13 protein-coding genes and 1 pseudogene are annotated in these 16,072 nt (G+C 41.6%); 7 read left to right on the top strand and 7 right to left on the bottom strand.

Features of this window, described 5'->3' with window-relative positions; all coding sequences use genetic code 11:
• Positions 1 to 242 precede the first annotated feature (242 nt).
• Positions 243 to 1,205 (bottom strand): sugar-binding transcriptional regulator, encoded by a 963-nt coding sequence (locus UB51_RS00810; protein ID WP_044875651.1) that lies wholly within the window; start codon positions 1,203 to 1,205, stop codon positions 243 to 245.
• Between the two features lie 228 nt (positions 1,206 to 1,433).
• On the opposite strand from UB51_RS00810, the gene UB51_RS00805 reads away from it, so the two are divergent.
• The 5 genes from UB51_RS00805 to UB51_RS00785 are packed head-to-tail and all read left to right on the top strand — an operon-like array spanning position 1,434 to position 6,908.
• Positions 1,434 to 2,168, top strand: a complete 735-nt coding sequence (locus UB51_RS00805) for an MBL fold metallo-hydrolase (protein WP_044875650.1) — start codon at positions 1,434 to 1,436, stop codon at positions 2,166 to 2,168.
• Between the two features lie 26 nt (positions 2,169 to 2,194).
• Positions 2,195 to 3,058, top strand: a complete 864-nt coding sequence (locus tag UB51_RS00800; RefSeq protein WP_044875649.1) for a Cof-type HAD-IIB family hydrolase — start codon at positions 2,195 to 2,197, stop codon at positions 3,056 to 3,058.
• Between the two features lie 21 nt (positions 3,059 to 3,079).
• A complete protein-coding gene (locus tag UB51_RS00795) occupies positions 3,080 to 4,126 on the top strand; it encodes an ABC transporter substrate-binding protein (RefSeq protein WP_044875648.1) in 1,047 nt (348 codons plus the stop codon).
• An 18-nt stretch (positions 4,127 to 4,144) separates the two neighbouring features.
• A complete protein-coding gene (locus UB51_RS00790) occupies positions 4,145 to 5,830 on the top strand; it encodes an ABC transporter permease (protein ID WP_044875647.1) in 1,686 nt (561 codons plus the stop codon).
• Positions 5,820 to 6,908, top strand: coding sequence for an ABC transporter ATP-binding protein (locus tag UB51_RS00785; protein ID WP_044875646.1), 1,089 nt, complete (start codon positions 5,820 to 5,822; stop codon positions 6,906 to 6,908). Before UB51_RS00790 ends, UB51_RS00785 begins: the two co-directional genes overlap by 11 nt.
• Positions 6,909 to 7,216: 308 nt before the next feature.
• Here the strand turns inward: UB51_RS00785 and UB51_RS00780 are convergent, their stop codons facing one another.
• From UB51_RS00780 to UB51_RS00770, 3 genes are all read right to left on the bottom strand, one after another.
• Positions 7,217 to 7,711 (bottom strand): CYTH domain-containing protein, encoded by a 495-nt coding sequence (locus tag UB51_RS00780; RefSeq protein ID WP_044875645.1) that lies wholly within the window; start codon positions 7,709 to 7,711, stop codon positions 7,217 to 7,219.
• 130 nt (positions 7,712 to 7,841) lie between these two features.
• Positions 7,842 to 9,587 carry an ABC transporter ATP-binding protein gene (locus tag UB51_RS00775; protein ID WP_044875644.1) on the bottom strand — a complete coding sequence of 582 codons (1,746 nt, stop codon included), beginning with the start codon at positions 9,585 to 9,587 and terminating at the stop codon, positions 7,842 to 7,844.
• Positions 9,584 to 11,326 (bottom strand): ABC transporter ATP-binding protein, encoded by a 1,743-nt coding sequence (locus tag UB51_RS00770; protein ID WP_044875643.1) that lies wholly within the window; start codon positions 11,324 to 11,326, stop codon positions 9,584 to 9,586. Before UB51_RS00770 ends, UB51_RS00775 begins: the two co-directional genes overlap by 4 nt.
• A gap of 644 nt (positions 11,327 to 11,970) precedes the next feature.
• Here UB51_RS00770 and mscL point away from each other — a divergent pair.
• Both mscL and UB51_RS00760 read left to right on the top strand, forming a co-directional pair.
• Entirely contained in the window at positions 11,971 to 12,357 is a 387-nt protein-coding gene (mscL, locus tag UB51_RS00765; RefSeq protein WP_044875642.1) for a large conductance mechanosensitive channel protein MscL, read from the top strand.
• Between the two features lie 210 nt (positions 12,358 to 12,567).
• Positions 12,568 to 13,683, top strand: a complete 1,116-nt coding sequence (locus tag UB51_RS00760) for a hypothetical protein (RefSeq protein ID WP_044875641.1) — start codon at positions 12,568 to 12,570, stop codon at positions 13,681 to 13,683.
• A gap of 152 nt (positions 13,684 to 13,835) precedes the next feature.
• Here UB51_RS00760 and UB51_RS00755 read toward each other — a convergent pair.
• From UB51_RS00755 to UB51_RS00745, 3 genes and pseudogenes are all read right to left on the bottom strand, one after another.
• Positions 13,836 to 14,093: pseudogene (locus tag UB51_RS00755) on the bottom strand (SDR family oxidoreductase); the annotation flags it as partial.
• Between the two features lie 227 nt (positions 14,094 to 14,320).
• Positions 14,321 to 14,920 (bottom strand): response regulator transcription factor, encoded by a 600-nt coding sequence (locus UB51_RS00750; protein WP_044875639.1) that lies wholly within the window; start codon positions 14,918 to 14,920, stop codon positions 14,321 to 14,323.
• Positions 14,917 to 16,053, bottom strand: coding sequence for a sensor histidine kinase (locus UB51_RS00745; protein ID WP_044875638.1), 1,137 nt, complete (start codon positions 16,051 to 16,053; stop codon positions 14,917 to 14,919). Before UB51_RS00745 ends, UB51_RS00750 begins: the two co-directional genes overlap by 4 nt.
• Positions 16,054 to 16,072 lie beyond the last annotated feature (19 nt).

Here is a 16,072-nt window from a genome sequence, read left to right as displayed (position 1 = left end):
TCAATTTTCCACTACAGTCAGCTTGATCTGATCATAACAATCTATTTCAATTATGGTGTCTCCCAAGCTGCAGTGATTCTTGTTTTAGTTAATGGAATGGCATTATTCAAGTAACAAGCTTATCAAATTGTTTCTTCAAGAAAGAATCCGACATTTCTTCTGTTACGGTGATATTCTCCACTATTTCACTTAAGAAGTGAATGATTCTATCTCATCATCTAACATATCGCACTATACTTTGTTCATTGATGATGTTCAGTCTCAGGTTTCAGAATTCTGTAAGCCGTTGCCTCATCTGTCACAAGCATCTGAATATAGCCCCCTTTTAAGGTTGCCCTAATACTTTCAATTTTGTGCAATCCAAAAGCAAGCCCGATAACGTTATTACTTTGTTTTAGACTTTCCAGTCCAATACCGATCACTTTATTGTTAATGGAATGGTTAACGACCTGACCCTCCCTATTGATGAATCGGGAATTAATGTCAGCTACTACATCCAACGCTCGCAGTTCATCCAATATAGCTTCGCTCAAATATCCAAATCGCTCCATCGTTGACATGGAATATGGATTTCCAATCCCCACAAGTGCTATATCAACTTTCTCTCCTTCTTCCAGAACAGATGCAATATTAGGAAGACGTACGATTTGCTCTTTCAGTTGTTCCGTTTCTACAAAGGAAGGGGCATAAAGTGATTCACATTTCCCCCCCAATTTTTTGGACAGCTCATAGGCAATTTGGTTGGAATGCATTTCTGTCCGTTCGTTTCCTGTTCCACCAACAAGCGGAACAATTTTTACATTTTCCTTTTTCTCCAACGGGAACTCTCTAACCATATGATATAGTGTATTTCCCCATGACACACCGATCCGATCACCATTCTTGATCAACTTCTGGACAAACTGAGCGGCGGCTTTACCTACGGCACTAGTCACCAATTCCTTATTTATATCTCTAGTGGGTACGACTAATACTTCTTTTAGGTTAAACATCAATTCCATATCCTTCTCAAGCTCGGACATCTGTTGCGGATCATCGTGAACAAGGATCTCTACAATACCTACCTCTCGCGCCTTCTGGAGCATTTTAGAAATGAAAGGACGTGACACATTAAATTTCTCAGCAATTTTCTCCTGCGTCCAAGATTCATAGTAGTAGAGTTTACTTATTTTCACTATCAACTTTTTGTTATCGGCATTTAACATATATGTCCGCCTTTTTATTCATTATTTAGAAAATCTTAACTCAATAACTATAACATCTAACTCACTATAAATATTTAGAAGTACAAGCGTCAAGGTTATCAGTCTTAAATTCTGTAATTTACACAAACTTGACGATCTCTTAATCCGTGGAAAATAAAAACTGTTTACAATTGTTTTGTACCGGAACAATTGTAAACGAAATCAGCCACGATCATTTGAGGTGAAAGCATGGATGTCAAAATTTTAGGTTTCTGGGGAGGTTATCCTTCAGCAGGCGGAGCGACCGCGGGCTATTTAGTCGACACTGGCGAAGGGCAGATTCTCCTCGATTGTGGTAGCGGTGTAATGAGTAAGCTAGTCAATCAAACAGATGTAGAAAAGCTCGACGGAGTGATTCTATCTCATCTACATCATGATCATATTGCAGATATGGGAATTCTCCAGTATGCCGCTGCAGGCGCGATCCGTAATGGGAAAATGAAGAAAAAACTCTCCCTATATGCACCCGCAGAGCCTGCTAATATGTTAGACACGCTGTACGGAGAACATTCAACAATTACGATTATCGATCCCACCCTAACCATCTCAATTGCCGGCGCCCAAGTTGAGTTTGTCTCTGTATTCCACACGATCCCATGTTATGCGATAAGAATTACGTATAACGGAAAGGTGCTTGTCTATTCAGGAGACACTTCCTATTGCGAATCTCTAGTGGATTTGGCTAAAGATGCAGATATCTTTCTCTGTGAAGCAACGATTTGTGAAGGGAGCATACATACCACTGGTATCGGGCATATGAACGCCAGTCAAGCAGGGATCATTGCTTGTAAAGCTAATGTTAAAAAGCTCGTTCTAGTCCATCTACCGGGGGATGGTGATTTCGAATTCATGCGGAAAGCAGCAAGTGTTGCCTTTGGTGGTCCCGTCGATCTTCCTAACACATCTCTGATGTATACCTTATAAATCCAACCAAGGGGGAAGAACAACGAATGTATGAATTATTGGCTCTGGATATGGATGGTACATTACTTAATCCGGACAAACAAATTACACCCGCTGTCCACGATGCTTTAGCAACGTGGTTGCACAATGGGGGACGCCTAACCATAGCATCCGGTCGTTTCCCTGCCTCTGTATGGCTTCATGCTAAAGCGACAGAAATGAATTTCCCACTGATTGCGCTTAACGGATCAGTTATTGTAAATGAAGGTACCGGTCAGCTGATATCAGGAAAACCTCTATCACCAAAACATGCTAATCAGTTAATTAAGCTTATTGAAAGCCAAGGCGCTTATATTCACCTGTATGGATATAACGTCCTTTATGTCAATGAACTAAACTCCATAAATGCTCAATGGCCGCTGGCTAATGTCGTAGTAACTACCGATAAGCCTCTGACAGAAGAGAATTACCGAGATCAGATTGGCTTCATCCAAGTAGAACCTGTTGATGACCTTAGGGAATTTCTAAGCGTTCGTACAGAACCCATTTATAAAGCAACGATCATTAGTGATGATTCCGATCTACTTGACAAGCTGATGAATGAACTTCAGACGTGGAACGTTTTTGTAATCACAAGAACGGGGACAAGGCGTTTTGACGTGAATCCCTATGGTGTGAGCAAGCAGTCTGCACTAGAGTATTTATGCCGTGAGCATCAAATTCCAAGTGTTAGGGTGGCGGCTGTTGGCGATTACGATAATGATATTGAAATGTTGAAATGGGCTGGGTTGGGAATTGCGATGGGTAACGCTGAAGAACAGGTGAAGCAGATTTCATCAATCGTTACTAGTAGTAATCAAGAAGATGGCGTGGCACAAGCCGTTCTTAAGTATCTAATAAGACCAAATTGAGTATAAGAGGAGCAAACTAACATGTTAAAGAAAAGTTCAGTTTTTGCCATGATGGCTTCTATATTGATTTTTACTGGCTGTAGCTCTCAGACACAAACATCTACGAACACGGAAACAGCAGAAGGTTCATCGAATACGCCGTCTACTTCAATCTCCGGTCAGCTCTCCTTCTATACTTCTCAGCCTGAAGAAGACGCGACCAAATTAGTCCAAGCCTTCAATGTTAAATATCCAGATATCAATGTCGAAACTTTTCGATCGGGTACTGAAGAAGTGACTGCGAAAATCCAAGCAGAGAAACAAGCGGGTCAGGTTCAGGCGGATGTTCTTCTACTTGCCGATTCAGTTACTTTTGAACATTTAAAAAGCCAAAGTCTACTGATGTCCTATAAATCCCCTGAGAGAGATCAAATTGCAGCCGATCTAATGGACCCAGAAGGGATGTATACAGGAACAAAGATCATTGCCACAATTCTAGCTACGAATACAGATAAAGTATCCTCACTACCAACTTCTTGGCAAATTCTCACCTCTGAGGAAGCTAAAGATGCTGCGATTATGCCAAGCCCGTTGTATTCTGGTGCAGCGGCTTATAACATTGGTGTATTCTCACGTGCCGACAGCTTCGGATGGGAGTTTATTGAGAAATTGAAAACAAACAACATGGCAGTCATTAAAGGAAATGGTGCTGTTCTCAAAGCCGTAGCCAGTGGCGAGAAGAACTATGGTATCGTTGTCGATTATATGGTTGCTCGTGAGAAAGTAAAAGGATCACCCATCGCCCTAAGTTATCCAAAAGAGGGCGTACCAATCATTACGGAACCGATCGGTATTATCAATAATACAGACAGCACCGAAGCAGCTAAAGCATTTGTCGATTTCGTCTTATCAGAAGATGGACAGAAAATTGCCGCTGAAATCGGGTACACTCCGATTCGTAAAGGTGTAGCTCCACCCGAAGGGCTGAAGGGTATTTCAGATCTCACTCTACTGTCTGGAGATATCGCTACATTGACAAGCGAACGTGAAGCGGACAAAAAACACTTTACGGAGTTATTCGGAAACTAACGAGCGGAGCGATTACTTATGGGTAACTTAACCAAAAAAACAGCAATCATTCTAGGAATCGTAGCCACACTATTTTTTTTTGTTCTCCCCATCGCCAAACTTTTCTATTTAAGCATTCGGGTAGAAACAGGATTCAGTCTCAGTTACTATGCGGAATTATTTAAGCAGGTTCGCTTTTGGATCACGTTACAGAATACATTTATTATCGTGATAACGTCTACGCTATTATCTTTAGTGCTCGGTATTGTGACTGCTTGGGTAATGGCCTATACGAATATAAGATACAAAAAACTACTACATCTACTGATTCTATTATCTTTTGTTCTTCCATCCTATGTACTTACATTATCCTGGTCTTCCTTTATGGGTTCTCAGGGATTCATGGCTGGATTTCTACACCTCTTACATCCGGATACCAAGCCATGGAGTATGTATAGTATGGGAGGGATCATTTTCGTCATGGGTATTCACCATTTCCCGCTTGTCTATATGTTTACCGTAAATGTATTCAAAAAGATTCCGCGGGATTTAGAATGGGCAGCCAAGGCTAGTGGTGCAAGTTGGATCAAAAAATTCACCCACATCACTCTTCCGCTTGCTTTACCAGGGATTACGGCAGGTGGGCTACTTGTATTCTTGGCCTCGCTTGACAATTTTGGCATTCCCGCTTTTTTGGGGACACCCGTTAACATCAGTGTGCTTAGTACATTGATTTATGAAGAAATCATCGGCTTCGGTCCTTCTGCCTTTGCACGAGGAGCTTCTCTCTCTATCATATTAGGAATCATCGCCGTCGTTGGAACACTGCTACAGTGGCTCTCCGTCCGCAAGAGTAAGTCAGATGATACAGCTCGAATGGATGACCAACCTCGTTATGATTTAGGAAAACATCGGGTATGGTTGAGTCCACTCCTCTGGATTAGCTTAATCTTCATTACCATCGTTCCGTTATTCTCGATGATTGCACTCTCTTTAAAAAGAGCCTATGGCCGTCCTTTAAGCATGACAAATGTGACTTTTGAGAACTACAAATATATTCTATTCAACAATCCAAAGATCTGGCAATCGATTCAAAATAGCCTGATACTAGCTCTGACCACACTCATCGTCTGTTTAGTTGTCGGTTCATTGTTCGCTTATGTTCGTGTACGCAAACCTTCCAAACTTATAAAAGCTGCCGAGCTGGCCATCTCCATTCCTTATACGATTCCTGGAATCGTATTTGCATTATCGATGATTCTGGTCTGGATGCAACCTATTCCTGGATGGAACCCTGGGATCTATGGAACGACTACCCTATTGTTCATTGCTTACGTCTGCCGCTTCCTTATCTTACAGATTAGAGCGGGTGTCACAGCATTCATGCAGGTCGACGCTTCCATGGAAGAAGCAGCCAGAGTATCTGGAGCCAGTCCATGGCGGAAATGGGTGTTCATTCTGCTACCGCTACTGCTACCAGGACTCCTTAGCGGAGCAATTCTCGTCTTTCTGACGGCGCTGACTGAACTGACAGTATCGGCGCTTCTATACTCTTCAAGATCACAGACAATTGGAGTTACTATTTTCAGCTTTGAACAAGCTGGCGATACACTCTATTCGACTGCGTTATCTAGTTTGATCGTCTTTCTGATTTTTATTGGGGCTGGTCTATTCCACCTAATGCAAAAAATATTTTTACGTAGAGGAGTTAATCATGAGTATTGAACTGAAAGAAGTTAGTAAAACCTTTGGGAATTATACCGCCCTGAAATCCATTAGCTTAAGCATCGCGGATGGAGAATTTGTTGCCATCTTGGGTCCCTCTGGCTGTGGAAAAACCACCTTACTTCGTATGCTCGCAGGATTCGAGCAACCCTCCACTGGAGAAATTGTTATGGATGGCTCCATTGTAGCTACGTCCCGTTCAAGTGTCCCTCCTGAGAAAAGACGGATTGGGATGGTATTTCAAAGCTTCGCACTCTGGCCCCATATGAATATCGTAGAGCATGTTCGCTTTCCAATCCGAAGTCACAAGGAGACGCCTCAAGAAATCCGTGAGAACGAAGAAAAACGCATCTCAGACGTTCTTAAATTAGTAGGCTTGTCCCATCTATCCAAACGCATGCCTCACGAATTATCAGGGGGTCAAAAGCAGCGTGTTGCTATCGCACGTGCTGTTGCTTCGGAGCCTTCCCTTCTACTTATGGATGAACCCCTAAGTAGTCTCGATGCTATGCTTCGCATGGACATGCGGCGTGAAATCCAATCCGTTCACCGGGAAACGGGTTCTGCAATCGTATATGTAACGCATGATCAAGGTGAGGCCTTAGCTATGGCAGATCGAATTGTAGTGATGAACGACGGTCAAATCGAACAAGTAGGTACGCCTCAAGAAATTTACTTAAACCCTCAAACGGAATTTGTTGCAAAGTTTGTGTCTAAGGCTAATCTTATTCGTGGGCGCTGGGATAACGAACATTTCATCCCCGATGGTGCAGAATCTACCTTACAGTGGTCGGGAAATGAAGTTGCCCGTTATTTCAAAACAAATGGACTTTACCCTGTTAGACCAGACCAATTCCAACTGGGACCCAAACAAGTTGACGGTCTATCAGGTGAAATCGTGAATGTCCAGTTTCAGGGCAAGGAATTCTATTATGATATCCAATCCACCGGACAGCAGTGGGAAGTCATCTCCCCTTTACCTTTTAAGTTAAATGATAAGGTTTCCATCAATATACCAATAGTTGAGCAGCAATATACGCAACATAAAAAAACCCAAGCCATGGCTTGGGTTAGGTAAATACTAGAACCTATTTAACGTACATTCCAAACTTTTATAACCGATTTCAGGTTCTTATTATTGAAGGTCAATACTAGCTCCACCGCTACTATTGTCAGGTATTTGCAGCTGTCCTGGGGATTGAACGTAGGTGTTCAACATTATTTGTACATCGGATGTCCCCAATTGAGGCACTTGATAGTAAGCATGTGCTTATGCCCACAATTACAGCACCCTTGACATCATTTAGTCATTGAATTGGCTTTTTTGGCTCCCCTGGAATCAGACCATAAGTTTATACATGGATTAAACTATAAACAGACACTCTACTAGTTACTTTGAAGCTCTCTCCATACCTTCTTATTACTATATTGCTTATCCGCACTAATATCTTGACCGAACCACTCTGGTGCTACGAAGGCCTTGGCGTCCTCTAGTGAATTAAATTCAACTTCCACTACTGTCATCTCGATCTGATCATAACAATCTATTTCAATAACGGTATCTCCCCACGTTGCTGTTATTCTAGTTTTGGTTAATGGAATCGCCCGAAAGGCTTGAACAATTTGCTTATAGATACTTTCCGAAATATTATATTCAATTTCTTCACGGCTAAGCCCATTTCCCACTTTAAATGTATGTGTGAACTCCACATGACCTGAAGGAATATCTACAATTTTCCGTACTCTCAATTCTTGATTATCATCTAGCGCAAGGTACGTCTGTTCGATTCGTTGTTCAGAACGTATACTCAATATCTCCTGCTTAATGAGATCATGAGGTACTTCCGGCAGTAAAAATTTCCGTTCAATTTCCAAAGACATGTTGTAAATCTCCTCTGCATTTCATTTTCAAAAAAGAGTAGTGTAGGCTGACCACTACGGTGATGGATTGTTCTTAAATCGTTCTTCCTCAACCACAGTCCATTGTATATTAACCCTATCTTCTTCTATACTACGCCGTAGTGAACTGGCTATTATAAAGTCCTGCATAATGCCCGCCGCTCTCTAACAGCTGTTCATGACTACCACTCTCGACGATGTCACCATTCTTCATATATAGAATTAAATCAGCTTCCCGGATCGTAGATAACCTATGGGCAATAACAAAACTCGTTCTACCCACAATCATTTTCTGGAAAGCTTTCTGAATCCGAATTTCTGTCCGAGTGTCAATGCTGCTCGTTGCCTCATCAAGAATTAGCATAGGTGGATCCACTAGCATGACACGTGCAATCGTAAGAAGCTGCTCCTGTCCCTGCGATAAGTTTCCTCCGCCTCCAGCGCCAGTAATAAGCGTATCATAACCTTCAGGCAATCGTTTAATGAAACTATGTGCATTAGCTGCTTTGGCTGCTGCAATCACCTCTTCATCGGTAGCACCCGATTTACCGTATGCAATATTATCCCGGATACTAGCCCCATATAACCAAGTTTCCTGTAATACCATACCGAAATTCTGTCTTAAGCTATCACGTGTCATATCGTTGATATTGACTCCATCAATGGAAATGCTACCTCCATCAACATCATAGAATCGCATAAGTAGATTAACCAATGTTGTTTTACCTGCCCCCGTCTGACCTACGATAGCAATCCGTGTTCCAGGCTTCACTTCTAAGCTGAAATTAGTGATTAGTGGACGCTCAGGATCGTATGCGAACCTCACCTTATCAAAGGTAATAGTTCCTTTACTTTGCTTCAACTGTAACGCTTGCTCAGTGTCCGGTTGTTCAGGCGTCAAGTCTAGAACAGAGAAAATACGTTGTGCAGATGCTGTTGCTGCTTGAAGCTGCGTTAATACACCTGTAATTTCAGTAAATGGCTTAGCGAATAAGTTAGAGAATATCAGAAAGCTCGAAAGTTCACCCACCGTTATGGTACCAAGAATAACAGCTACACTACCAATCATAGCGATAACAGAGAATGTCATATTATTAACTAGACGTGTTGCTGGATTGGATAATGAACCTAAGAACTGAGACTTCACACCCGCATGATACAGTGCCTCATTACGTTCAGCAAAGTGTGTGAACGAACGCTCTTCATATTGAAAAGCTTGCACGACCTTCTGCCCACCAATCATTTCTTCCACATAACCATTCAATCCGCCAACAATTTCAGCCTGCTCACGAAACAATGACTGTGACCGTGTAGTAATAAACCGTGCCACATAGAACGAAATTGGGGCTGAAATGAGCGTAACCAATGTCATCATCGGACTGATGTATAACATAAATACGATAGCTCCAACAATCGTGACTATACCCGTAATTAGCGTAGAAAATCCTTGAATCATCCCATCAGAGACAGCATCCATATCATTAACGAATCGGCTGATGCTATCGCCCTGGGGATGAGAATCGTGATATTGCAGTGGTAAAATGTTCATTTGATCGAACAGCTGACGGCGCATCTCATACACTGTCTGATAGGCGATACGATTCGTTAAATAGATCAGTAACCAACCAAAAAGGCTACCCAGCGCGTATACAATCGCAAGCCCAATCAAAAGCAACCCTAACGCGCTGAAATTCACAGCGCCTGCTCCCACCATATGATCGACTGCCCTACCAATAAGAAGTGGCCCGATTAAGCTTGCGATCACACTAAGAATCGCAGACAGCACTGCCCAAAGGGTTGTGCTGTGATATCGACTAGCATACCGCAAGAGTCTCTTCCATGTGTCCTTGTTGTTCATTTGCCCGACTCCTCACTTGAAAGCTGGGATAGGTAGACTTCCTTATATACCTCTGAGCTCTCCATCAACTCATCATGCGTACCAATACCCGCTATCCGACCTTCTTCAAATACAATAATTTTATCTGCTTGTTGAACTGTACTGACCCGCTGAGATACCATGATCACAGTCATCTCACCACGGTTCTCCTTCAGAGCACGTCTTAAAGCGGCGTCCGTCGCGAAGTCCAAAGCGCTAGAAGAATCATCTAGAATAAGAATTTCTGACTTCGCTGCGACGGCACGAGCAATCGTCAATCGTTGCTTCTGCCCACCTGATAAATTACGACCACCTCTGGACACTAATGTATGAATACCTTCTGGAAGTTTTGTAATAAATTCATCTGCTTGCGCAATTGTAGCCGCCTGTAGAATATCTTCATCCGTTGCATATTCATTACCCCAGCGGATATTATCCGCAATCGTACCGGTAAACAACAAAGCTCTCTGCGGAACGATCCCAATCTTCTTGCGTAACTGGCTCAACGAGTAATCTCTAACATTCACTCCAGCGATTAATATGTGACCTTCCGTGGCGTCATAGAATCTAGGAATCAGATTCACAAACGTTGATTTCCCCGACCCTGTGCTGCCGATAACCCCAACCGTCTCGCCACGATAAATCTCAACGGAAATATCAGCAAGTGCTACCTCCCCCGTCACGTTATACCCAAAGGAAACGTTATTAAATTGAATGGCAGGAACCGAGCCCAGTGTTTCTATCATTGGAATTACAGCATTCCCAGTATCGGAAATAGACGTTGTCGTCGCTAGTACTTCGTTAATCCGAGCGGCCGAGGACGAGGCTTTAGTAAAAACAATGACTAGATTGGAAACGACAATCAGTGCTAGTAAAATTTGAGTAATATAGTTAATAAAAGCGATGATCTCACCCTGTGAGAGCCTACCGTCATTAATATGAATACCACCAACCCATAGAATTGCAATAATCGCAGCATTCACTACCAGCGTGGTCATTGGGTTCAATAGTGCCGAGATCCGACCTACATGAATCGCCATCCCCGTTAAATCCTCAGAGGATTCATTGAAACGTTGCTTCTCCTGTCTACGCTTTGCAAAGGCACGAATAACCCGTACACCTGAGAAATTCTCACTCAAGAGCAGTGCCATTTTATCGAGTTTCTTCTGATAGCTTCGATATAGTGGCGATGTCCGTGTAATAATAAAATATAGAATGATTCCAAAGATCGGTGTAGCTGCCAATAAAATCAGCGACAACTGAAAATCCAATATCATAGACATAATAATTGCACCAATACAGATGAACGGTGCACGAATCACAAGACGAATTAACATCGCAACAGCCACTTGAAGGTGATTAACGTCATTCGTAATTCGATTAATAAGCGAAGGTGTACCATACTTATCCATCTCTGCATACGACAGTGAGGAGACATGGCTGAATATCTTATTTCTTAGCGTAGTCCCGAAGCCTTGTGAGGCACGTGCTGCATAATATTGACAGATCATAGAACAACCGAATCCTAGAATGGATAAGAACAGCATCAACCCACCCATCTTGAATACATACGAAGTGTCCCGCATCCCTATCCCATTATTGATGATCAGAGCAACTATGGTTGGTAATAGTAACTCAAATATCGCCTCAAGTAGCTTAAAGAAAGGACCGATAATGACTTCTTTTTTATACGGCTTGAGAAATACAGCCATCTTGAACACACGCATCAGCACCCAACATAAATAATATTTAAATACTATGTCAATCGATTGACTATGTATTAGTTCCGGTTATGATTATGGCATACCCTATTCCATATTAAAAATATTCGTTTCGTATCATTGTCATATGTTTAATTATATCTCAGTTTGGGAGTGTTTCTATGGATGCCGGAATCATATTAAGAAACCGAGCACAACAAATTATAGAACTAACGAATTCAACGGTAAAGAGAGCTTAGTGATTTCATAAAAGGTTTAAAGGGGACGTTGTCCATCGGTACTGTTTCTTCTTCCGGTGCAACGCTTATGAAAGAAAGGCTTTCCGAATTTCATAGAATTTATTCTAGGGTGTACAACGATACTATGGGCTAACGAAGGACTCGGCATCGATATTGTTTCTAAATCTGCATTTAATCTCAGCAACAACGAGAATCTAATCTACAAAGAGATTCATAACGAGGCACTGCGAACCAGAGTCGCTGCCATCTGGATTAAGGATAAATGTATGTCCTCTTTGGCAACCAAATTTATTGAGAGCTTCAGTATCTAATGTTTCATTGCTGATAATCTTTTCTTGTCCACCTAGCTTAATTTAGATATAATGCATGGAGTATAATTAATAGCTAATAGGAGTTGGCCCTAATATGTGGAAAGAATTTAAAGCATTCGCGCTAAAAGGAAATGTGATGGATCTTGCGATTGCAGTCATCATCGGAGCAGCCTTCGGCAAAATTGTAACCTCTCTGGTTAATGACCTTCTGATGCCGCTAATTGGCTTGCTTCTAAATGATACGGATTTGTCTGGATTAGAACAACCATTCGGCAGTGCCGTGTTCAAATACGGTGCGTTCCTACAAACGGTTCTTGATTTCTTCATTGTTGCTTTCTCCATCTTCCTGTTTATTAAAGTACTGAGCAGATTCAAGCGCAAAGAAGAAGTTAAACCGACTGAGCCTCCTGCACCTTCTAAAGAAGAGCAGTTGCTTACCGAAATACGAGACTTGCTTAAACAACAACAAGGTCAAGCTTGATTCTGAAATTGTTGTAAGTGTTACTTGATCACACCTAAGAAGCCGTTCATAGCAACGGCTTCCCTATATTATTACATGCTGTCACGAGGTGCAGATGCATCTTGTGATTTTTTAATTCATGTATCCAGCGAAATTATGCCCTCCCCTTGTTCATAAACCATCTTGTAAAATTAACCCAGTTAATGACACTTAGATATGGAGTGAAGCATTTTGAAAATAGCAACTACTGCCAACTATCTATTACTTTTTATTTTAATCTTTATACTCGTTATTACAGGCTGTGGTCAGAATAAATCCCTGAATACAGATCCTGAAATGGAGAAGACCACACAAAAACTACCTACAGAAAGTATACTCGATCCTGTGATTACTACAGCTGACACAACAGAGGGTAAAGTTATTACTTCTGATGATAAGCGTGTCGAAGTAACGATTCCCACAGGTTGGCTCAAAAAATCAGAGCTAGGAACATCCCTCCTCACGGCTACTGACCAAACAAGAACTAAATATTTAACAATTGTGGCTGTACCTAAGACTGACTTAGCGAGCAATGCGACACTAGTCGATTTCGAACAAGCTAATGATCAACAGATGGAAAAGCAGCTCGAACAGTTTAAATCCGTTCGGTCCAAACCTTTTCAGATCGATTCCAGAGAGACCAGACTAATGTTCTACTCCGGAATGGTTGATCAATATGAAATTATTTATTGGATCGCTGTATTCGAAACAGAGAACTCATTCTATCAAGTTGTCCTTAATGCTACAAATGACTTAGACCTCTCCACTGGTGAAACTTTCAGAGAAATTGCCCAATCTCTGAAGATATTAGATGATTCTAAAATAAGTTTATCTAATGGCGACTCCTCTAACTTTGTGAAAACAGTGAAAAGTGAAGATGGTCGAATACAAATCAACTTACCACGCGATTGGAGGACCAAGAACGTATCTATTCCAGGAGCAGACATCCAAGCTGTTCACGCCGATGGTGACGAGACCCTTTCAATATTTCATGAGCCTAAGGGCAATTTTGATACCGATACTAGCATCTATGATTACTACGATCTCATAATTGATCAATATTATAATAAAAAAGAAGTCAAGAACATAACGATCACCAAGCCTAGACAAGTTGAAATCAATGGGTTATCAGCTCTTCAATTTGAAATTCATAGTGAAATAAATAAGCTTAAGATCGCTAATTCAGTCACCCTCCTAGAATCTTCCGAACACTTCACACAAATTAAATTTTGGATAACCGAAAGTCTTTTCGATGACAAAATTGCTTTATATCTGAAGCTTACCCAGAGTTATGTACAACACTATTGATTGTTAATTCGAAAAATTATTTTCATATACGGGGATATAAAAAATAGTGTGCAAAATTCCGAGATAACAATAAACGGCCGCTTCCCAACTATTGTCTAGGAAGGTGGCCGCACTGCTCATTCATGAGCAACTAATGAAACACGTCCATTCATTTATCTTAGAATATAACCCCCATCAGGGAATAAGGTACTTCCTGTTGTATATCGATTATTCATCAAATAAATGACCGATCCTGCAACTTCCTCAGCTTCTCCCACTCGTTCTAATAAACATTTCTTATACGCATCATAGGCTAATTCACGTTTTTCCTGTGGTACACCTTCCCATTGAGATGAAGTCTTTATTGTACCTGGGGAGACCACATTTACGCGAATAGGTGCCAATTCCACAGCTAAAGCTTTACCTAGACTCTAGACAAGCCTGCCGCTCCGCCAATCACCTTCGCGCCCTGAAATAACGGCATCTGTAGCAGTCGATTCACTGTTAATGACTCATTATTCATATGTTCCCCCGTATTATTCTATTTTTGTGTTGACAATCCACTCCTAGAAACATGAAATACCGATAAATAGAATAAGAGCCGTGTTGCCCTATTCTACTCATCGGTATTATTTTATTATCTTGATACATATCTTATTTACCTGAACCAGCCCTTCTCCTTGAAACGAGTAATGGCTTCAATTCGGTTACTGACGCCCAGTTTATCAAGAATGACGGAAATATAATTGCGGACGGTACCTGTTGTTATAAATAACTTACTAGCAATTTCCTTCGTATTCATACCATCGGCAATCAGTGCAAGTACTTCCTTCTCCCGCACTGTCAGAGGATTCTCTTCACCATATGCCTCATCCACCAGTTCCGATGCGAAGATTCTTCTCCCCGCCATAATACTACGAATCGAGGTAGCCAGCTCTTCACTAGGGCTATCTTTTAATAAATAACCGTTAGCTCCAGCCTTAAGCGCTCGCTCAAAATATCCCGTTCTAGCAAAAGTAGTAAGTATCATCACTCTACAGCCAAATCCCTTTAATTCCTCAGCTACATCCAACCCACTCTTGATCGGCATCTCAATGTCCATAATACAAATATCTGGTTTATGCAAATGAACCAGCTTCACTGCTTCCTCGCCGTTGCTTGCTCTTCCCACAACCATCATATCCTCTTCCAAATCAAGCAGGGAAGCAAGAGCGCCAAGGAGCATCCGTTGGTCCTCTGCAATCACAATACGAATCATATCCCCGCCTCCATTTCCACTGGTTTGAGAACATTCGGCACTCTAATTATAATCATTGTTCCCATATCTGAAGTGATTTCCATACTTCCATTCACGAACTCAAGCCGCTCTCTCATTCCACGTAATCCATTTCCTCTAGAATATATGGATTCATCGGCTAAACCGACACCATCATCTTTCAATTTCACAACTAGCTCACTTCGTGTGGGCTCAATGACGATCGAACAAGTCGATGCACTGCTATGTTTCACTATATTGGTTACAGCTTCCTTTAGGCACATGCTAATCACGTTCTCATTCATCAAGGAGGTATTGGTCAAATTCGTGTCTCCCTCGAAAGTGAAGTCGATTTCTGCAGCCTTTAGTATCTGTCTAATTCGAAACAACTCGTCTGGGAGTCTTGTCCCACGCATCTGAGTAACCATTTCCCGGACTTCCTTGAGCGCCGTCCTCGCAGTCTGACGAACATCATTGATCTCAATCTGAGCTTGGCCTGGATTCTTCGTTATTAGTTTGCCGGCCAAGTCGCTCTTCAAACCAATGAGTGAAAGCTTCTGTCCCAGAGTATCGTGCAGATCACGGGCAATTCTTTGTCGCTCCTCTAGCTTCACTAGTTCAGAAATTCTCTTATTAGCATCCTCTAGCTGTTCCTGTAGTTTATCGCTCTTGTTCCGATTATAATTAGTGACTGGAAGAAGAATAACACCAAACAAACTTACAAGAACAAATGGAAGCTGTGTAATCACTACCGTATTTCGAGTTACAAAACCAAAATTAATCGTCACAATCGTAGTTACAAGATGAACGATATACAATGTAAGAAATCCTGCCCGATTCTTAATGTTACCAATAAAAAACGCTAAAAAGAGTGAGAAGTATACATAACCGAACAGTAAGCTCATTGTAATTGATATCAACATCTGTATACTCGTCCAAAAGTATACTGGCCACCCCTTAGATACAAAGGAAAGTACGTAGCAAATAAAGAATACAATGATCATAACGCTACCTAGAACCACTTGGTACGTAGCAGAAGAATGAAATATGAAGTAAAAAGGGAGGATATAAAATACGACCCATATATACGGGCTAAGCCCCGTATTCTTATGCAAAATCTGATACCACTTCTGCATGGTCTTGTCTCCCCTTTTC

The organism is Paenibacillus sp. IHBB 10380, from assembly GCF_000949425.1.
Classification (GTDB): Bacteria; Bacillota; Bacilli; order Paenibacillales; family Paenibacillaceae; genus Paenibacillus_AQ.
Note: the sequence above shows the minus strand (reverse complement) of the source record. Positions and strands in the feature narration are given on the sequence as shown.